This is a genomic window from Staphylococcus saccharolyticus (assembly GCF_900458815.1).
In the GTDB taxonomy this organism is placed as follows: domain Bacteria; phylum Bacillota; class Bacilli; order Staphylococcales; family Staphylococcaceae; genus Staphylococcus; species Staphylococcus saccharolyticus.
Genome location: NZ_UHDZ01000001.1, coordinates 468,922 through 489,739 on the forward strand (window position 1 = coordinate 468,922; position 20,818 = coordinate 489,739).

Genomic DNA, 20,818 nt, shown 5'->3' on the forward strand with positions numbered 1-20,818 from the left:
CAAATTTAAAAATAAAAACGCTATCTCCCTGAAGAAGGGAAATAGCGTGTCGTTTATGTTAGACTTCATGAATTTAACGGTGCCACTTCCCTACGCCAGTATGAACTGGATCAGGTTATAGGAATTATAAAGTCATTTCTTTATTCTCAGCCTTAAACAAAGGCACTTCCAGTGGTTTAATATGAAATTATTAATCAAAATGTGAAAACGTTTTATTTAACATCATTTTACTATCTTTAATCATATACATCAAATTTCCTTTAACAATAAGTTCAACAAGAGATGACAAAATATTATTATCTTTTTTGTATAAATGTGCATTTATAACTCCTATAATGTATATTTAACTATTATAAATATATTTTAACACGCTCATTTTTATTCGAGAAAAAGTTGCGCGAGACTTATATTTAAGGCTATATTGAAATTGATAGAAAAGTGTAATTTGACCACAAAAATATACGTAAATTATACATTTTTAAAAATTTTACAAAAACTATTGTAACCGTTTTCACTACGTGCTATATTAATAAAAAATTGTAGCGCTACAACTTAATACAGTTGTTTTAAAAAGTGAAGGTTGAACAGTCATCAAAGGGGATTTCTGAAACATAACGACATCATAATTAGAAACAACACAATTCAAATGGAAGTAGGAAACAATATGAAAGAAAAACGCAGTAATGTACGTTGGTATTTTGCAATAGGATTTTTCCTCATTGGTGTTATCGCATATATGGATAGATCAAATATTTCATATATCGCAGTACCGATGATGAAAGATTTGGGATTAACAAAGACACAATTTGGTTTATTAGCTTTATTCTTCTCACTGGGTTATGCATTGATGCAAGTACCATCTGGAATGTTAGCAGAGAAATTTGGACCTCGTAAGATGATTACTATCGCCTTAGTTTGATGGAGTACATTTACAATTTTAACTGGAATGATTAAACATCATGGTTTACTTTACTTCATTAGATTCTTATTTGGTGTTGGGGAAGCTCCGATGTATCCATCTAATGCCGTATTTAACTCATTATGGTTTGCTAAAAATGAAAAAGGTAAAGCATCTAGTGCTCTTTTAGCGGGTTCTTATTTTGATCCTGTACTTGCACCAATTATTACTATTGCAATCGTTAACGCCTTTAACTGGCAAGCCGTATTTTATATTTTTGGTGCTGTAGGTATTTTAATGGCGGTATTATGGGCAATTATCGCTAAAGATTTACCTGAGCATCACAAAATGGTCAATTATGCAGAGAAAAAATTTATTACTGAAAATCGTGATATTGTTGCGACAGAAAAATCTTTACCACCTTGGAAACGATTCTTAAGTCACTTTAGCTTTTACGCAATCGCACTTCAGTATTTCGTAGTTCAATTTGTGATTGCAGTATTCTTAATTTGGTTACCTACATATTTAACAGAACAATATCATGTGGATTTTAAACATATGCCTATTAGTGCGTTACCATGGTTATTCATGTTCTTCTTAATTTTATTTGCAGGAGCTATTTCAGATAAAATTTTAAACACTGGACAAACACGGTTCGTTGCTCGTGGTGTCATTGCGATTGCAGGGTTTATCGTATTTTCAGTATCTATTTTCTTAGCAGTACATACTGATAATTTATACATGACAATTATTTGGTTATCACTTTGTCTAGGTGGCGTTGGTATCTCAATGGGTATGAGTTGGGCGGCCGCTACTGATTTAGGTCGTAACTTCTCAGGAACAGTTTCAGGGTGGATGAATTTATGGGGAAACATTGGTGCATTAGCCCTCTACTCGCGGGTATTGTTGTTGATCAATTAGGCTGGTCGATGACATTACAATTATTAATCGTTCCAGCTGTGATTGCAGCAATATTATGGTTCTTCGTTAAACCAGATAAACCATTAGTTGTTAATGAAGCGCCTAAAAATAAATAATAATTTAAACACATTAGATGATTAATAAGTCATTCTAGTGTGTTTATTTTTTATTCATTATGGTAATAAATGGTATCTTTTTCTCTTTACTTAAAAATGTGAATTCTTATGATTGTTAAACGCTTAATAAACTCGCTATACTAAGAGGTGAAATATCCTAAGGAGTTGACGGTAATTATTATTATTAATGCAAAATTAAAAATTGATGTGAACAAACGTGAAGGTTACTTAAAGATGATGGATGAACTCGTTAAAAGTTCTAGAAAAGAAGAAGGAAATTTATTCTATCATCACTACGAAGATGTGACTGAAAAAAACGTATTTGTAGTTGTAGAAAATTATAAAGATGACAAAGCTGTTCAAGCGCACAATAACTCTGAACATTTTAAGGTTTTTAGCCAACATATTGGTGACTTTGTTATTGAAGAACCAGAAATCGATGTAAGTCAACCCATTGAAAAATGACTTTGATACTTCCAACCATGAGCGTATCAGTGTTATAATAAAATAATTAAATATTACATGTAATCTTCAATAAGATTAACGACGAGTGGGACAATTAAAATATCATTTCAGTTGTTCCGCTCTTTTTATTTAAGTCTTGGGATGTTATAGAAAGGAAGATAAACATGCAACAAATATTTGCTTCTTTGATTCATTTTGATCAATCAAAGATTAATATTGTGAAAGGAATGCGACAAGGATTATTAATGATTATACCTGTTCTTATAGGTTACCTTTGTGGCTTTCCTAGTTTTGGGCTTTTAATATCTACTGGTACACTCGCACATGTTTATGTATTCAAAGGTTCTCCTCAGTCTATGCTTAGGACGGTTATCATATGTTCTTTATCGTTTACAATTTGTATGATATTAGGGACTTTAACAGTGTCACAGCCAATACTGTTTGGACTATTATTATTAATTGTAGTTACAGTACCGTATTATACATTTAATGCGCTTAAACTCGCAGGCCCATCATCTACTTTCTTTTTAGTAACATTTTGTTTATCAATTAACTTACCAACAGCTCCTGATCAAGCATTGATTCGTGGTTTTGCTATCTTTATTGGTGGTGTTCTCGCTACTATCACTGTCTTATTAACGATTATTTTCACGAAAGAAAAAGTAGAAGACCGAGTGATTAAAGCCGATTTTAAGACGTTGCATAATTTATTACATCATTTTAATGATGCTGACGACTTTAAAGCCTATGCCAGAAATGCAGTGACTGAATTTCGAAATTCAGAAAAGCTATTGATTACATCAACTTCAGGTGGTAATGAACAATTAAGTAAAAGATTCCAAAAGTTAATTTTATTACATACATCAGCACAAGGTATTTATGCTGAATTATTAGAGCTCAATGAAAATAATATTCGTCCATTACCTAAAGATTTAGTTGAGATGATGGATCATATTATTAACAGCGTGGCAACCTCAACAATTCCGGCCATGGACAAAAGTTGTCGATGTGGCACCAGAATTTAAAAATTTAATGGACCATATTTTAAAAATTGACGAAATGATTCACGCTAATGATAATCAGATTGAATATGAGGCAGATATTCGAAAGCCGCTGTATAGTAAACGCATTTATCAAAACTTAACATTTGATTCAATTGTGTTTAGAAATACTTTACAGTATTCGGTAATTATGGCAGTTGCTATTTTTATAGCACTTGCATTTAATATTCAAAGAGCATATTGGGTACCTTTATCGGCACATACAATTATATTGGGGAATGTAACAACGATACGTACATTAGACCGTTCGCTAGCAAGAGGATTAGGAACTATAGTAGGTACAATTGTATTGTCAGGTATATTGGCATTTCATATTAATCCAATCATTGCCATATTTATCATGGGCTTTTCAGCAATGATGATAGAAGCATTTGTTGCTTCTAATTACGCATTCGCGGTCATTTTTATCACAACACAAGTCATTATGTTAAATGGTTTGGCATCACAAAATTTAAATATTGAGAATGCATATACGCGAATTATTGATGTACTCACAGGTATGGTATTGCCATTGCAGTGATTGGCATCTTTATTCTTGCACGAAAAACGGCGTCATCGATGTTGTCTGATGCGATTGCTGAACTTGTACGTAAAGAAAGTGTGTTATTTCATTATTTATTTTCAAAAAATAAACAAGAAACTGATGAGCGTGATAGAGTAGAAAGTCTTAATTTGTCAGTTAAAATTAGTAATGTGACTCAAATCTATAATTCAGCAAATGGTGAGTTATTTAATAATAAAGAAGCCATAAGATATTATTATCCAAGTATCTTCGCGCTAGAAGAGATTAGTTTTATGTTAGAACGTGCAATGAATAATAAACATCGTCAAACTATTACCGATGATCAAATGGGAGAATATTTAGTTGTGTTTGAAAATATTGCTAAGCATTTTCAATTTCAATCAGATTTAAACGTTAGAAATATGAGTCATTTACCACAATATAATTATATGCGCGCGTCATTAATGAATATTCAACGTAACTGTGCCGAACAACGTAAAGATATTAATTATACTGGCAAGAATACATTTTAAATTGAAGACTTCAATCGTTTCAAATGATAGATTTGGTGGTAATGTTTATTAAATGATTGAGGAGGTTAGACTATGCCTTGGACAATGAAAGATTATCCTCAAAGTTGGAAGAACTTTGCAGAACTTGAACGTAAGAAAGCGATTGATATTGGTAATGCGATGTTAAAAGATGGTTATAAAGAATCTGATGTTATTCCAATTGCTACACAACAGGCAGAAAAATGGTATCAAGATGCATCTAAGGACGACTTAGAAGAATTGAAAAATAAACATATTACTCAACATCAGAAAGACCCATCAGCTAATCCTAAATTAAATGATGAAAACGTGCATGTGTACTTTGAAGATGAAGAATGGAAAGTGAAGACAACAGATGCTAAGCAAGCTTCAGATACGTTTGGTACCAAAGCTGAAGCTATCAAACGAGCAAAAGAAATTGCTGATAATAAAGGTACAAAAGTTGTTGAACATAACAAAAATGAATAGATGATTAGTAACCGTGTAAGCTTTGTGCTTATGCGGTTTTCTTATCGTAAAAAAGCCTTAAGACGAATGTAATATGAGCTAACATTTAATTATCAAATTAAATTTCGATATAATGGTGATGAATAGAAAACGGAGGTTGAGAAATATGTACGTAGAAAGAAAGCCTTCACTTTATATCGAAGAACTAAAAAATGAGTTTAAAAATAGTTTAAGTAACTTTAAAAATAATGATGAAGCGTTTGATACTTTAGTGGGCTTTGTTGAATTAGATCATATTTATTCTTCAGCACTTAAAGAAATAAGTACGAAATTAAGTATATTAGATGATAACTTCAACCATCGATTTAAGCATAATCCTATTCATCATATGGAACGACGTGTAAAAGAAATGCATAGTTTAGTTAAAAAGCTAAATCGTAAAGGTCTTGAAGTAAGTGCACAGAGCGCTAAAGAAAATATTACGGATATTGCTGGAATTCGAGTGGTATGTAATTACCTTGATGATATATATGTGATTGAGAGAATGTTATTAAGACAAGAAGATGTAAAGTTATTGAAGCGGAAGGATTATATTGAACATCCTAAAGAAAATGGCTATCGCAGTTTGCATATCGTTGTTTCAATTCCTGTATTTTTAGCAGATTCTGTAGAAGTAACACCTGTAGAAATTCAAATACGCACTATTGGAATGGACATGTGGGCAAGTCTAGAACATAAAATTCGTTATAAAAATGACGCTGACACTGAGAAATACAAAGGTCTATTAGAACAATGTGCGTCTGATATTACAAATGTTGAAAGTAAAATGCAGCGCATTCATTCAGAAATCTCAGAAAGTGAAAGCTAAGCTACTATGTTAAAGTTTAGATGTATATAAATTGGTAAAATTGAATAACAAATATTGAAAAGGAACCGTAGATGTACTAAAATCTACGGTTCCTTTGACTTCAGTTTAGCTAGTTTCTTATTGATTGTGATTCATCAGCGAATCTATATTGGCAGTGACTTTATTAATCATGAAATCTGCGAAAATCATAAGTAAGAACATGATGAATAAACTCATTGTTACATCACTAGTGAAATGTGCACCTATACGAATTCGGCTTATTGCCATTAAAATGCCATATGTCATACCAATTCCAAACATTACTTTTTGTGATGATAATTTTCTAAAGTAAAACGCTAAGAACATTAAGAATGCACCATTTCCGGTATGTCCAGATGGGAAAGAACTATGTCCTGTATTACCATTAATTGTGAGCCAATTTGTAAACTGACCACCTTTTAAACCTATTTCATAGGGTCTAACACGGCCCCATAGTTCCTTCATACTATCCACTAATTCTAAACCAATGAATAGGACGATAAAGCTAATGAGTGATACTTTGAATAAGCGACATAATTCAAAGTTATCCACTTTTTTTAACCAAAATTGATAACATATAAAAGTAATAACAACAAGAATAATCAGTGAGATAAAAAAACTTACACCTAGTGATAGAGCATGGCCTGCGTTACCTTCATTGTTAGCCATACCCATAGGTTTATGTTTTTTAATATTGTCTGATGTAGACATAATATATTGTGCAGTCTCTGAAACAAGTACATTTGTTTTAATCAGCGTAAACACAAAAGAAATAAGAATAATTATCGTTTTGGAAAATTTATTTTCTAAAGTAGAAAAGATATAAAAATTAAAAGTAATCATCGAGATGATAAGTACGAGCGTTGGTGGAAATAGACCGTAATTTTGGAATATCGTACCAAATAAAGAATCTTGATTCATCAAATGATTTGATATTGTTTGATCCATCATCAATGAAATCATAAGTATTAGTGCAAGAATACCTAAAGTAATAAATGTTAATTTTTTTGAAATAATCATAAAGAGCCTCCTAGGTGATATGATGTGTAAACCAAGTATCAATTAAACATTAATTTAAAGTAAAACTTTGCTCCTTAGTTAAAGAGTAGTAGTCATTTTTTAATTAAATGTTATGTTAGTGTTAATTTTATATTAATTATTGGAAGGGTTTGTACTCAATGTCTTTTCAATTTTAAATGATTTTAGTCATGTAGTTGTAAAAACTATATGAAAATCAATCATATGATAATATTATAATAATCAATATATTAGAAATATGAGTATGTATATGATTAAGCGAAATTTTACAACAAAAGTTTATTCACTTAAAAAATTTAAAGATGAATATAGTGAAGTTGCCTTTGCAGGAGACTGTCATTCTAATGATGTTATTGTGTTTATTCACGGTGCATTGTTAACTTATAAAATTATGACTATGTTTGAACCTTACTTTAGAGAATTCAAATTGATATTTGTTAATTGTCCTAGTAGAGGCAAAAGTTCAGAATTAGACCGTAATACGTATACGTTAGATGATTATGCTGAGCGTATTTATAATGTGTTAACACAAATTGTTGAAGAACAACATATTAAAGAACTTAGTATCGTAGGGTATTCAATGGGAGGAATGATTGCTACTAGATTACTTAAATACAATACATTACCAGTATCACACTTAATTTATTTACATAGTGCTGCTAAAATTACGCCAGATGCTAGTATGCTAGCACGTTTATTTACTAGTGAGAATAAGAGGGGTATATTAAAAGATGAAATGAAAGCAGTAAAAAACTTACCTCAATATATACTAGATAAAACCATTTACGCGAAAAAAGAAAATGCACTAGATTTAATTCAGTTTGTCGCACCAATTAAAACAATTATCACGGATATGCTTTATACCATTAACACAGATTATCTACCAGATATTGAAAAAATAAATCAATTTCCGAAATACTCTTTATGTTAGGTAAAGAAGATCAAATTATTCCCTATACCGATTCAAAAGCAACTTTAGAACGCTTTAAAGAACTAGGTGGTGAAACGAAAGAAATTGTTTATCCTGGTATCGGTTACATTGATTTTCCTAGTATATTAGAAACACAGTCAGATGACCAAATTGGTGTTGTTGACCATATTAAAGATAGGATTTCTAAATAATTAAGACGGTAGGGAGTCTTAATTATTAAAAAAAGGGTTGCTCGTGACGTAACGTCATTGGTTAAGGTGTAGATAGGAGGTGAACATCTATGTCCATATATTCTACTGGAGATATAGCAAAAGCTTGTAATGCATCAGTACGTACAGTGCAATATTATGATAATCAAGGAATTCTAAGTCCGCATCAAGTATCTGATTCAAACAGGTGTCTTTACACAGATGAAGAAGTTGAAAAGCTTGAACTTATTATTGTTCTTAAAGAATTGGGATGTTCAATTAAAGAAGTTAAAACACTATTAAAGAATGAGGAAACATTAAAAACACTTAATGCAATACTTGAAATCAAAGAAGAAGAATTACGTAAATCGATTCGTACAAAAGAAAGTATGATTAATAAAATTACAAGTATTCGCAATTATATTAATACAACGTCATTATCTCCTATTCATCATTTGCGTGACATAGATTATATTATGAAAGAATCACACAATCTTAAAAACTTTAGAAAAACGTTAGGATAAGCACTGGAATCATTGGTTCAATTCAATATGCTAGATTAATTGCGACAATGGTCACTAAAAGTAAGACACCTGTAGTATCAACTATCTCCATCTCAATCTTCTATGCCATTGGACTCACACATTACTATAAAAGTAAGGTTTCATATTTATGTCTCAATTGTCAAAATGTATTTAATCTTACAACATTTGAATTTATTAAGGCACAGCATACTCCTAAAACTCGAAAGTTTATATGTCCTAAATGTCACGAAACACACTTTTGTGTGGAGATAGCTAAACATTAAGTTTCACTCGTGTCTATCATCCCTAGTTATATCAATGACTGGGGTTTTTTAAGTCTCAAAAGAAAGCGTTTGTGAAATATTTTATGTATATTACTATACTTGTATACAAGATAAAACGTTAAACAATGGGGGTGGAAAAGTGACTTATGGATATCCTACAAAATGGTTAGAGAGCCTAACAAGAGGAGAAGTGATTGCTGCTGAACTACGTTTAGGTATTGTAAGTGGTGATATTGAAGCCGAAACATTACTCTCTGAGAATCAAGTGGCGCAACAGTTTAATGTGAGTCGCTCGCCAGTACGTGATGCATTTAAATTACTTCAAACTGATCAGCTTATTCAACTTGAACGAATGGGTGCTCGTGTTCTTTCTTTTGGTGAAAATGAGAAGAAAGAAATGTATGATTTACGCTTGATGCTTGAATCATTCGCATTTTCAAGATTAAAAGGTGAGGATACGTATAATATTGTTAAAGAAATGAAGAAACAATTAGAAATGATGAAAGTTGCAGTTCAATTTGGAGATGCTGAATCATTTACACAACACGATCTCGAATTCCATGAAGTTATGATATCTGCTGCAAATCATCAATATCTCAAAATATTTTGGAGCCATTTAAAACCAGTGATGGAGTTACTTATATTATTATCTATGAGACATCGTATGAATACTCACCCACATGATTTCGACAGAATACATCGAAACCATCAAGTATTTATTGATGCAATTGAATATTATGATGTAGATAAATTAAAAGAAGCGTTTCATTTAAACTTCGATGATGTAGGTAAAGATATCTAAGGATTTTGGTTACGTTAATTTGAAAGAAAAGAGGAATCAATAATGAAATATATGATTGATGTAGACATTGGTACAACGAGCACTAAATCAGTACTTTATAATGAACATGGTCAGTTTGTAATGAAACATAATATAGGTTACGACTTACATACACCAAACGTAGATGTATCTGAAGAGAATCCAGATGAAATATTTGATGCAGTATTAATGACAGTCAAATATATTGTTAGAGAATCAGGCGTTGCTAAGGAAGATATCAAATTGATTTCATTCAGCGCTCAAATGCATAGTTTAGTTGCGATGGACGCACAGTATCAACGTTTAACTGAGAATATCACATGGGCAGATAATCGTGCGAATCGTTTTGCTAATTTAATTGAGAACGAACACAATGGTTTTGAATTGTATCAACGAACAGGCACACCGATTCATCCCATGTCACCATTGTCAAAAGTTTTTTGGATGAAGCATGAAGAACCTGAAATATTTAAACAAACATCTATGTTCGCTGATATTAAAACATATATCTTTTATCAATTGTATGAGCAATTTGTTATTGATTATTCAATGGCTTCAGCGACAGGCATGTTTAACTTAGAACAATTAACCTGGGATGATGAGGCGCTCAAATTATTAGGTATCAATAATTCACAATTACCAAATCCTGTTCCAACAACACACATTTTAAAAGGTATGAAAAAACGTTATGCAACGCTAATGGGTATTGATGAAAACACACCAGTTGTAGTTGGAGCCAGTGATGATGTGTTATCAAATTTGGGTGTGAATAGTTATCATCTAGGCGAAGTTGCAGTGACTATAGGAACATCAGGTGCGATACGTACAGTTATCGATAAGCCGAGAACTGATGACAAAGGGCGAATCTTTTGTTACGTCCTTGATGAAGAACATTATGTAATCGGAGGTCCAGTTAATAACGGTGGTGTAATCTTAAGATGGCTTAGAGATGAAATTTTAGCGAGTGAAGTTGAAACAGCCAAACGTTTAGGTGTTGATCCATATGATGTATTAACGCAAATTGCTAGCAGAGTGAAACCAGGTGCAGAGGGTCTTATTTTTCATCCTTATCTAGCTGGCGAACGTGCACCATTATGGAATGCTGATGCTAGAGGATCATTCTTCGGTTTAACTTTATCTCATAAAAAGGAACACATGATTCGAGCAGCGTTGGAAGGCGTACTATACAATTTATATACTGTTTACCTCGCGTTCATTGAAGTCATGAATGAAACGCCCAATACGATTAAAGCAACTGGTGGTTTTGCAAAAAGTGAAATATGGAGACAAATGATGGCAGATATCTTTGATACAGATTTAATTGTACCTGAAAGTTATGAAAGCTCATGTATAGGTGCATGTGTGCTTGGACTTAAAGCATTAGGAGAAATTGAAGATGTTTCAATAATTAAAGATATGGTTGGTACAACACATGTTCATCAACCTAATAAAGATATGGTAGCCATTTATCAAAAATTAGTCAAAATCTTTATTAATATTAGTCGCTCTATGACTGACAATTATAATGATATTGCTCAGTTTCAACGTCAACATATAAGTGATTAACTATGAATTTAACCTAATTACTTTACAACTAGATACTTAAAAGAGAAAGAAGGGGAATGTTATGTTTGGAGAAATTTGGCCACTCATAAGCGTTGTATTAGGCATTGTTATTTTACTTACTTTAATTATTTTCATAAAGATTAATACGTTTATTTCATTAATTATTACTTCCATTATCACAGCTTTGCTCCTAGGTATGCCATTAAATAAAATTATGGAAACCGTAGAAAAAGGTATGGGAAGTACGCTAGGTCATATTGCGCTAATCTTTGGACTGGGTGCGATTTTAGGAAAGCTATTAGCTGACGGTGGAGGTGCCACTCGAATTGCTGATACCCTCATAGCTAAATTTGGAAAAAAACATGTGCAGTGGGCGATGCTTGTCGCTGCATTTATTGTTGGCATCGCGCTATTCTTTGAAGTAGGGTTAGTATTATTAATACCACTTGTCTTTACAGTAGCAAAACGTGCAAATGTTTCAATCTTAAAATTAGGGCTCCCCATGGTTACAGCACTATCAGTGACGCATGGCTTGTTACCACCACATCCAGGACCGGTAGTGATAGCCAAAGAATTAAAGGCCAATATTGGTGAAGTATTATTGTACGGAATGATTATCACTATACCAGTTACATTAATTGCTGGACCATTCTTTAATAAGTTTGCACAAAAGATTGCACCTTCTGCTTATACAAGAGAAGGAGATATTTCATCACTAGGTACACAAAAGGAATTTAAAGAAGAAGACATGCCAAGTTTCGGTTTAAGCTTATTAACGGCTATTTTACCAGTTATCTTGATGTTAATTTCTACATTGGTTCAACTTATTACTGGACATGAAAAAGCTAAAAGTTGGTTTGAACAAATCATTTACTTGATTGGTCCAGCTGGTACTGCAATGCTTATAGCAGTTGTCTTCGCGATTTTTTCTATGGGTGTAATGAGACGACGCAAAATGGAATATATTATGGAGTCTGTTACCAATGCAATTTATCCCATTGGTATGATGCTACTCATCATCGGTGGTGGTGGTACGTTTAAACAAGTACTCATTGATGGAGGTGTAGGTGATACAATTGCTAAAATGTTTGAAGGTTCAAACATGTCACCGATTTTACTTGCTTGGATTGTTGCTGCGGTGTTACGCATCGCACTAGGTTCAGCTACTGTTGCAGCAGTTTCCACAACGGGTATTCTTTTACCATTATTGCAACATTCTGATGCCAATGTTGCATTAGTAGTACTTGCTATTGGTGCAGGTAGTATCATTCTATCTCATGTGAATAATGCTGGTTTCTGGATGTTCAGAGAGTACTTCGGATTGACAGTTAAAGAAACCTTCCTAACATGGTCATTACTTGAAACTATTATTTCAGTTTCAGGGATTATATTCATCTTATTTATCAGTTTATTTGTTTAAAGATTGTGAAAAAATATATCAATGCGTCAACACCTGGGACATCATTCATTGTCTCAGGTGTTTTTATGTATTGGTAGTCAGATGATTGAATTGAAAATATTCTTAAAGCAAGCGTTTTCAATATAGTCCGGAGCCACAACAAAGATAACGTTATTCAGATATTCAAAGACAAAACAAATTTAGATTTGGGGTGGGACAATAAATTCTGTCCTACTCCAAATATTTTAATAATACTTTATTGAATATTATATGATTGAATTGAGAAAAAATCTTGAAATTCACTAATTATACACTGTTACAATTACTATGAAAGCATTTTAAATAATGATACACTTTAAGTTGAATTGATAAACAACGTAGGTAAAGGGGCATACATATTGAAACAAATAAAGAAAGCAATTATACCAGCTGCTGGATTAGGTACAAGATTCTTGCCGGCAACTAAAGCGATGCCGAAAGAAATGTTACCAATATTAGATAAACCAACAATTCAATATATTGTAGAAGAAGCTTCAAGAGCAGGTATAGAAGATATTATTATTGTTACAGGTAAACATAAACGTGCCATTGAAGATCATTTTGACAACCAAAAAGAATTAGAAATGGTACTTGAGGATAAAGGTAAGACAGAATTATTAGAAAAGGTTCAATATTCAACTGAACTGGCAAACATCTTTTATGTTAGACAGAAAGAACAAAAAGGTCTTGGACATGCGATTTATTCGGCAAGACAATTTATTGGCAATGAGCCTTTTGCGGTGCTATTAGGTGATGACATCGTAGAATCAGACATACCAGCAATTAAACAATTGATGGATGTATATGAAGAAACTGGTAATTCTGTCATTGGTGTACAAGAAGTACCAGAAACAGATACACACCGCTATGGTATTATTGATCCTCTTTCAAAAGAAGAGCGTCGCTATGAGGTTCAAAAGTTTGTTGAGAAACCTAAACAAGGTACAGCACCATCGAATTTGGCAATTATGGGACGCTATGTACTAACACCAGAAATTTTTGATTACATAAAGACTCAAAAAAAAGGTGCCGGCAATGAAATCCAGCTGACTGATGCTATAGAACGAATGAACAATGATTATCAAGTCTTTGCATATGACTTTATTGGTAATCGTTACGATGTTGGTGAAAAATTAGGATTTGTTAAAACAACTATTGAATATGCATTGAAAGATGACAGTATGAAAGATGAGCTCAAACGCTTTATTAAAGAACTAAATATTGATTAAAAGTAAACAGAGGCACGCAGATGATATATAGTTTCTGCATGCCTTCTATGATATCAGTGTAAAACCTTCACGAATTGTTTATTAGCAGTGACAAAGTATCCATCAACTGTTTTGAGACGAGGTGTTTGATTTCTAGTATAACTAATATCCATGATATTAAGTTCGTCATTAGGTTTTAAAGTTTGAATAGGGTCATTTTTAAATGACACATCACTATATAATTTACATTTCTTTATAATTTTAATTCTTTTTGGAACTTTAGAAATATAACCATCTTTTTTCTCTAACTTCATAGGCATTACAAAGTCTTTATTTGCGGTAATGTAATGTTGATCTTGTGTAATTAATCTTGGTGTGCCTTTAGATGAATATCCCATGTCCGAAATAGTAACAAGACTTCCTGCTTGAATAGATCCATGTTCAATTTTAAAGTTGGCATCAGTATATGTTTTGATTGTTTTCGTTGTTACCACATGCTTTGGCTTTTCAGTTAAATACTTAGTGTCAGCAGAAGTAATTTGTTTCTCAACTTTATGCTTGTCTTTATTTGGAGCTATAAATTCTAATTTAAAATTTTGACGTTTTAATTTGACGTTATCGTTATAGTTAGGGTAAGTTGCAAATACTAATTCTGCGTGATATTTATCGAATTATACTGCAATATTATAATCATTTTTCTCAAATTTTAAATCTTCAGTTTTAATATAAATAAAGTTATCTTTAGTTAGATAGTTAATATCTTTTAGCATAGAAGCATCATGAAGTTTAGCTAATTTAACAGCATTAATTTCAATATGAGGTTGTTTAAAGAGCTGAATCATTTCATATAAAGTACCATCTATCATTGTTGTGCCGTTATAAACCGGAATACATTTAGATTGAAGTGTAATAAGATAGTTAAATTTGTCTGGAAATTTAAAAGTAATAACATGCTCTTTAATAAATTTATGTTTATGTGAATCATATATTAAAAAGTGAATATACTTTCGCATCATTTCTTTATCAGAGTGGAACAGCTGATAGATATTTTTATATTTATCTGTGATAAGTAATGAAGATAAGTCATAGCCAACTTCATTTATCATACTTTCAACTTTGTTAAATTGATTATAGAAAAAGTCTTTATTTTCGGATTTTAAGAATGTCTTAGTTACTAAGAAACGAATATAATCCATTTCGATGATACGACTTAATAAGCGCATCATTGCAGAGGTTGGAATATCTAATTGAAGAATGAGTTGTAATACATTTAAATTGATTTTAGATTTCTCAATTACATCAGTCTATTTCACTAAAGATACATTATCTGAATAACGATTCACATGATAAGTAGCATAAGGAGACATGGATGTACGATGACTTTTACTTATCAGTTCTGCGAAAAAAAGTTTATCTTCGCCAAATTTCATTTGTTCAAATTGAATATTGTTGTCAATGACAGTCGAACGTTTAAATACTTTATCTGGCGGACCGACTGCTCGGAAAATTTTAGGATTTCATATGGTATTAAATTGTTAGCTTCTTCAAAAGAAGAAAAACGTGCAATTTTTTTAATATTATGATCAGTATGTTTATAACACTGACCGAAACCAATATCAGATTGATGTTCGATCATTTGATAGATGAGTTTAGGTACCCCTTGTGGATCTAACCAATCATCTGCATCGAGCAAAGTAATATATTCTCCTTGAGCCTTTGCAATACCTATATTTTTTGGTATAGCTGGATCACCGGTATTCTTATTAAGTGGAGTACATTTTATAAAGTTATACTCTTGAGCATAGTTTTGAATAATTGTATATGAATTATCAGTTGACACATCATCAATAAATATTGCCTCAAACTGTGAATAATCCATATCTAAATCTATGAGAGATTGCATACATCTCTCAATAAAAGATTCTTTGTTATACACAGGTATAACAACAGTAACTAATTTACTAATTTTAATCTCCCTCACAAAAACGACTTTTTAAAATAGTATTACAATATTATACTATAAATTATATATTTTTTAAAAGTAGAATATTTGAATATTTTTGTTAAAATCAAGATAAGATAAACTAAAAATAGAAGATGATTTGATTGAAAAAAGAGATTAATGTAGTAGGAGCTATAATTTTTTCAGATAATAAAATCTTATGTGCTCGAAGAAGTGAAAAAATGAGTTTACCGCTCAAGTGGGAATTCCCTGGTGGGAAGATTGAGAGAGGGGAAACGGAAAAAGAGGCGCTAATAAGAGAAATTAAAGAAGAAGTGAAATGTGATCTAATTGTTGGAGAAAAAGTAACAACCACTTCATATGAATATGACTTTGGTATAGTAAATTTAACTACATACAAATGTAAGTTAAATGAGATGCAACCTACATTAACAGAACATAAAGAGATTAAATGGTTAAAAGTAGAAGAATTGAAGAGTATAGAATGGGCGCCAGCAGATGTGCCAGCTGTTAATATAATTACAGGAGAGAATTAGATTGAATCAACTAATCAAAGATTTTAAACAATCATTGTACAAAGGATTTATAGACAAAAGCGTTCCCTATAGGGGAAATTTTACTCCTAAATTACTAGTCAATAACAAAGAAGAAAATATACTTTCAACTATTATAGATCAATTACATAAATGTGAGTCTTTTTGTATATCTGTAGCTTTTATTACAGAGAGTGGTTTAGCTAGTTTAAAGTCACATTTACTTGATCTGAATAAAAAGGAAGTTAAAGGCAAGATAATCACATCTAATCATTTAGGGTTTAATAGTCCTAAAATGTATGAAGAGCTATTAAAGTTAGAAAATGTTGAAGTTAAGTTAACTGATGTTGAAGGGTTTCATGCTAAAGGCTATATTTTTGAACATAAAGATTATATTTCTTTGATAATTGGAAGTTCCAATTTAACTTCTAATTCTTTAACAATAAATTACGAATATAATTTATTGTTGTCCACACATAAGAATGGAGATTTGGTGCATAATGTCAAAAATAACTTTGATCAATTATGGAAAACAGTTTCTCATTAATTAAAGAATGGATTAAAAATTATAAAGAATCATTTGTGTATTAATCATTAGAAAAACTTTTCAAAGAGCAAAAGATACAAAACTCTATAATTGAAAATTTTGATGGAAATAGAGACATTAAACCAAATTTGATGCAAGAACATGCATTAAAATCATTAGATTCATTAAGAAATAAAGATGAAAACAAAGGTTTAATTATATTCGCAACCGGTACTGGTAAAACTATTTTGTGCGCTTTAGATGTAAGGTCCTTTTCACCTAAACAGTTTTTATTTATCGTTCATAATGAAGAGATATTAAATAGAGCTAAAGAAGAATTCCAAAAAGTATTTCCTGATGAAGATAAAAGTAAATTTGGTTTATTTACAGGAAAGAATAAAGATATGGACGCCAAATATGTTTTTGCAACAATTCAAACTTTATCCAACAATGATAATTACAAAAGATTTAAAGAAAATCATTTTGATTACATAGTTTTTGATGAAACACATCGATCAGCTGCAAAAACATATCAAAAAGTATTTAATTATTTTGAACCTAAGTTTTTATTAGGTATGACTGCACCCCCTGAAAGAACAGATGAGTTAATATTTTTGAATTGTTTAATTTCAATATCGCATATGAGATAAGATTACGAGAAGCTTTAGATAATGAGATACTATGTCCGTTTCACTTTTTTGGAGTAACTGACTATATTCAAAACGGTATAATTGATGAGGATGCATTCAAATTAAAGTATTTAGCTTCGAATGAGCGATTGATAAAACTTATTACTATGGTTACTCAGGAGAGGAGTTAAAAGGTTTAATATTTGTTAGTAGGAGAGAAGAAGCTTAAAGTAAATCAAGTTGTGATGTTAAGGCCGACACAATCAAGTATTATATTTATTCAACAGCTGGGAAGAGAGTTAAGAAAAAGCGAAAATAAGGATTTTTTAACAGTTATAGATTTTATTGGCAACTATAAAACAAATTATATGATCCCTATAGCGCTTTCAGGTGATGCATCACAGAATAAAGATAAGTATAGGAAATTTTTAACTGATAATACAGTTTTAAATGGCGTTTCAACTATTAATTTTGAAGAGGTAGCAAAAAAGAAAATCTATGATTCTTTAGATGCAGTTAAGTTAAATCAACCTAAATTAATAAGAGAGGCATATAATCAATTACTTGAACGTTTGGTTAGAATTCCTTTGTTAATGGATTTCATAGAACAGAATTTGATCGATCCAAGTGTAATATTCTCTAAATATAAAAACTATTACGAATTTTTAGTGAAAAATAAATTTGTTAATAACGAATTGACTGTCAATGAATTTAAAAATTTAACTTTTTTATCTAGACAGATAACTCCTGGATTGAAAAAAGTAGATATCGATGTTTTAAAAGAAGTAATAAAACAAGATATATATTATGATAAATTAATTGAAAAGATGCTTTCTATTAATGAGGATATAACTGAAAAAGATGTTAAAACTTCATTAAAAATATTGGATTTCACCTTTTTTAAAAAACTATTGGTGATACATATGGTATGACTTTAATAAAAATTTAGTTTATTTAAATGAAGAATTTAAAAAATCCTTAAGTAAACCTCTATTTAAAAGTCTTTTTTACGATCTCGTAGAACTTTCACAATACAGTAATGATAAATATCAAGATAAAAAAATAGTTTAATTCTTTATAATAAGTATTCAAGAGAAGATTTTGTTAAATTATTAAATTGGGAAAAAGATGAATCTGGTACAATTGATATCGAATGAAACATCAAACTATTCCTTTGTTTATTACTTATGATAAGCATGAAGATGAATTTTTAAATCAAGATGAGTTAAAGTGGTATACACGTTCCAATCGAAAGTTAAGTTTCCCAGAAGTAAAAAAATATTTAAACATGAGAAAAATAATGTAGATATGTTTGTTTTCGTAAAAAAAGAGACGATGAAGGAAAATATTTTTATCATTTAGGTAAAGTTAAATTTATTGATGGTTCTGAGAAACAAGATTTTATGCCTAACGGTAGTAGTGTAGTTACCATGCGTTTATCCATGCAAACATCTGTACGTGATGATATCTACAGATATATTACATAAATATATAGTTGAAAACTTAAATTTATTATAAAATTAATATGTTTAATATTTTACTTTAAGAAGTAAAATTTTTAGAAATTAACCTAATAGGAAAAATAAGTGATATTTTTGTGAAAATTCTCACAAAATACTTTAAATTTACATGAAAAAGAGTAGTATGTGAAGTGTAAGGAATTGAGTAATAAATATTGGAGTGATGACTATGAGAAATGTGATTGAAGATTTAATCTTCTCTGATGCAAGTAGTTATGACATCTATGTAAACACTGGCGTTAATCAGGGGTTGGTAGGAGATATGAAAGACGGCTATTTAACTGTTGACTCTATTCCTTATATTGATGCAGAAAGATTGTATTATTACAGTCTAGAACGTAAATCCCTTGTTACTAGTTGACCAATGTTTTAACGAACTCCCAAAATGATGAACGAACTTGCTCTCAAAGAGAAATTGAGGGCAACAATGACACTCTATATACCCCTAAAATCTAGAATAATGTGTTAGAAGACCACATCTTACTTCCCCGGTAAGATGTGGTCTTCGTTATACAAGATTGGTGAGTTAGTATACAACTACAAATCAATTTGTGAAAGGTTTGCAATTGATGACTTTCCATTCTATCTATTTCTACCTCTAGAATTGCCTTTTTGTTCATTTTGCTTAAAGTTGGCTTTGATACCGTTATAAGTATACGTCACATTAAATAATTTGTTCTTTACGCGATTTAGACTTGCATATGGTATGCGTATATCATCCATTTTTTCAATGTCGTGTCTAAATGTCTTTTCTTGTTGTTGGCGTTCTTTAAGAGACATATTTAACCATTCTTCTTCTGAGAACAGGTCTTCAAAGCGAAATTCAAATGTTGGACGATGCTTATCCACTCTTAATTGTAGTACTCGATCATTATATGACATTCTCGTATCTCCCCTTTAACCGTCAATTTCATAAATAATTTTATACTTTAACTTTATATCATTCTTAAAGAAACACAAAATAATTGTTCTATTTATAACATTAATCTCAAGTACATACATGCTTCTATCAATACTAAGGTAGAAACACTTCAATTTCTTAATAGCTACAAAAACGTTAAGATTGAAATATTCTTATTAAAATCTATTTTAAAGGAAAAGGAGAAAAGAGATATGGCAGAGTTAAAGCGTAAAGTAGCAGTAATTACAGTATCTGGAAGTGAAATAGGTGAAGCAATAGCTAAAGCTTTAAGCGATTATAGGGTGAGTATTGCTTTAGTGGGTCGCAATGATAATAAATTAAATGTTGTAGCAAAGCAGTTGAACACAGAGACTAAAGTTATACCCACAGACGTCACTCAAAAAGATAGTGTCGATGAGATGTTACAAACTGTGAAAGAACACTTTGGTCATGTAGATATTGTAGTTAATAGTGCCGGCAAAAGTTTATCTTCTAAAATAACTGATTACGATGTCGACCAATGGCATTCTATTATTGATGTCAATATTAAAGGTACATTACATGTACTACAAGCAGCATTACCTTACTTATTAAACCAGTCTAGTGGTCATATTATTAATCTCGCATCAGTATCTGGATTCGAAGTCACTAAAACCAATGCTGTCTATGGGGCAACGAAGGTAGCCATTCATGCGATTACCCAAAGTCTTGAAAAGGAACTCGCATGTACTGGTGTCAAAGTGACAAGTATTTCTCCTGGTATGGTTGATACACCAATGACCGAGGATTTCGATTTTGGGGAACGTAAGAAATTAGATGCACAAAACATTGCTGATGCTGTCATCTATGCGTTGACACAACCTAGTCATGTCAATGAAGTTACCGTAAGACCTGTCTAAGTG

General features: G+C 31.2%; 16 protein-coding genes, 4 pseudogenes and 1 riboswitch. Of the genes and pseudogenes, 15 read left to right on the top strand and 5 right to left on the bottom strand.

Going from position 1 to position 20,818, the window contains the following annotated elements; all coding sequences use genetic code 11:
* Positions 1–70 precede the first annotated feature (70 nt).
* Positions 71–180: riboswitch (TPP riboswitch) on the bottom strand.
* A 484-nt stretch (positions 181–664) separates the two neighbouring features.
* The 5 genes and pseudogenes from DYE57_RS02075 (at position 665) to DYE57_RS02095 (ending at position 5,829) form a co-directional block, all read left to right on the top strand.
* Positions 665–1,935: pseudogene (locus DYE57_RS02075) on the top strand (pyruvate MFS transporter).
* 174 nt (positions 1,936–2,109) lie between these two features.
* Complete coding sequence (locus tag DYE57_RS02080; RefSeq protein WP_115314111.1) at positions 2,110–2,400, top strand: putative quinol monooxygenase; 291 nt, start codon at positions 2,110–2,112, stop codon at positions 2,398–2,400.
* A 164-nt stretch (positions 2,401–2,564) separates the two neighbouring features.
* Positions 2,565–4,496 (top strand): annotated as a pseudogene (locus DYE57_RS02085) (FUSC family protein).
* 72 nt (positions 4,497–4,568) lie between these two features.
* A complete protein-coding gene (locus DYE57_RS02090; RefSeq protein WP_115312686.1) occupies positions 4,569–4,982 on the top strand; it encodes a DUF2188 domain-containing protein in 414 nt (137 codons plus the stop codon).
* 145 nt (positions 4,983–5,127) lie between these two features.
* Positions 5,128–5,829 (top strand): GTP pyrophosphokinase, encoded by a 702-nt coding sequence (locus DYE57_RS02095; protein WP_115312687.1) that lies wholly within the window; start codon positions 5,128–5,130, stop codon positions 5,827–5,829.
* 117 nt (positions 5,830–5,946) lie between these two features.
* On the opposite strand, the gene DYE57_RS02100 is transcribed toward DYE57_RS02095, so the two are convergent.
* On the bottom strand, positions 5,947–6,867 hold the full coding sequence (locus DYE57_RS02100; RefSeq protein ID WP_115312688.1) for a phosphatase PAP2 family protein: 921 nt from the start codon (positions 6,865–6,867) through the stop codon (positions 5,947–5,949).
* 268 nt (positions 6,868–7,135) lie between these two features.
* Here DYE57_RS02100 and DYE57_RS02105 point away from each other — a divergent pair.
* The 6 genes and pseudogenes from DYE57_RS02105 (at position 7,136) to galU (ending at position 13,865) form a co-directional block, all read left to right on the top strand.
* Positions 7,136–8,007: pseudogene (locus tag DYE57_RS02105) on the top strand (alpha/beta hydrolase).
* 89 nt (positions 8,008–8,096) lie between these two features.
* Complete coding sequence (locus DYE57_RS12185; protein ID WP_232619694.1) at positions 8,097–8,528, top strand: MerR family transcriptional regulator; 432 nt, start codon at positions 8,097–8,099, stop codon at positions 8,526–8,528.
* Positions 8,529–8,951: 423 nt separating this feature from the next.
* Positions 8,952–9,614 carry a GntR family transcriptional regulator gene (locus DYE57_RS02115; protein WP_115312689.1) on the top strand — a complete coding sequence of 221 codons (663 nt, stop codon included), beginning with the start codon at positions 8,952–8,954 and terminating at the stop codon, positions 9,612–9,614.
* A 42-nt stretch (positions 9,615–9,656) separates the two neighbouring features.
* A complete protein-coding gene (gene gntK / locus DYE57_RS02120; protein WP_115312690.1) occupies positions 9,657–11,198 on the top strand; it encodes a gluconokinase in 1,542 nt (513 codons plus the stop codon).
* A gap of 61 nt (positions 11,199–11,259) precedes the next feature.
* The gene (locus DYE57_RS02125; protein ID WP_115312691.1) at positions 11,260–12,618 is read left to right on the top strand and encodes a gluconate:H+ symporter; all 1,359 of its coding nucleotides are present in this window, start codon (positions 11,260–11,262) and stop codon (positions 12,616–12,618) included.
* Between the two features lie 377 nt (positions 12,619–12,995).
* A complete protein-coding gene (gene galU, locus DYE57_RS02130; RefSeq protein ID WP_115312692.1) occupies positions 12,996–13,865 on the top strand; it encodes a UTP--glucose-1-phosphate uridylyltransferase GalU in 870 nt (289 codons plus the stop codon).
* 53 nt (positions 13,866–13,918) lie between these two features.
* Here the strand turns inward: galU and DYE57_RS12190 are convergent, their stop codons facing one another.
* The 3 genes from DYE57_RS12190 to DYE57_RS12200 form a co-directional block, all read right to left on the bottom strand.
* A complete protein-coding gene (locus tag DYE57_RS12190; protein WP_232619693.1) occupies positions 13,919–14,338 on the bottom strand; it encodes a DUF5776 domain-containing protein in 420 nt (139 codons plus the stop codon).
* Between the two features lie 177 nt (positions 14,339–14,515).
* A complete protein-coding gene (locus tag DYE57_RS12195; RefSeq protein ID WP_232619692.1) occupies positions 14,516–15,070 on the bottom strand; it encodes a hypothetical protein in 555 nt (184 codons plus the stop codon).
* Positions 15,071–15,270: 200 nt separating this feature from the next.
* Positions 15,271–15,825: a glycosyltransferase family 2 protein gene (locus tag DYE57_RS12200; protein ID WP_238994484.1), complete on the bottom strand. Its 555-nt coding sequence runs from the start codon at positions 15,823–15,825 to the stop codon at positions 15,271–15,273.
* A 125-nt stretch (positions 15,826–15,950) separates the two neighbouring features.
* Here DYE57_RS12200 and DYE57_RS02140 point away from each other — a divergent pair, with 125 nt between their 5' ends.
* From DYE57_RS02140 to DYE57_RS02155, 3 genes and pseudogenes are all read left to right on the top strand, one after another.
* Complete coding sequence (locus DYE57_RS02140; RefSeq protein ID WP_115312693.1) at positions 15,951–16,343, top strand: (deoxy)nucleoside triphosphate pyrophosphohydrolase; 393 nt, start codon at positions 15,951–15,953, stop codon at positions 16,341–16,343.
* Position 16,344: 1 nt separating this feature from the next.
* Positions 16,345–18,982, top strand: a pseudogene (locus DYE57_RS02145) (DEAD/DEAH box helicase).
* 202 nt (positions 18,983–19,184) lie between these two features.
* Positions 19,185–19,376, top strand: coding sequence for a hypothetical protein (locus tag DYE57_RS02155; protein ID WP_115312694.1), 192 nt, complete (start codon positions 19,185–19,187; stop codon positions 19,374–19,376).
* Positions 19,377–19,597: 221 nt separating this feature from the next.
* Here the strand turns inward: DYE57_RS02155 and DYE57_RS02160 are convergent, their stop codons facing one another.
* Positions 19,598–19,897, bottom strand: a complete 300-nt coding sequence (locus DYE57_RS02160; protein ID WP_115312695.1) for a DUF1413 domain-containing protein — start codon at positions 19,895–19,897, stop codon at positions 19,598–19,600.
* A 231-nt stretch (positions 19,898–20,128) separates the two neighbouring features.
* On the opposite strand from DYE57_RS02160, the gene DYE57_RS02165 reads away from it, so the two are divergent.
* Positions 20,129–20,815, top strand: a complete 687-nt coding sequence (locus DYE57_RS02165) for an SDR family oxidoreductase (RefSeq protein ID WP_115312696.1) — start codon at positions 20,129–20,131, stop codon at positions 20,813–20,815.
* Positions 20,816–20,818: the final 3 nt, after the last annotated feature.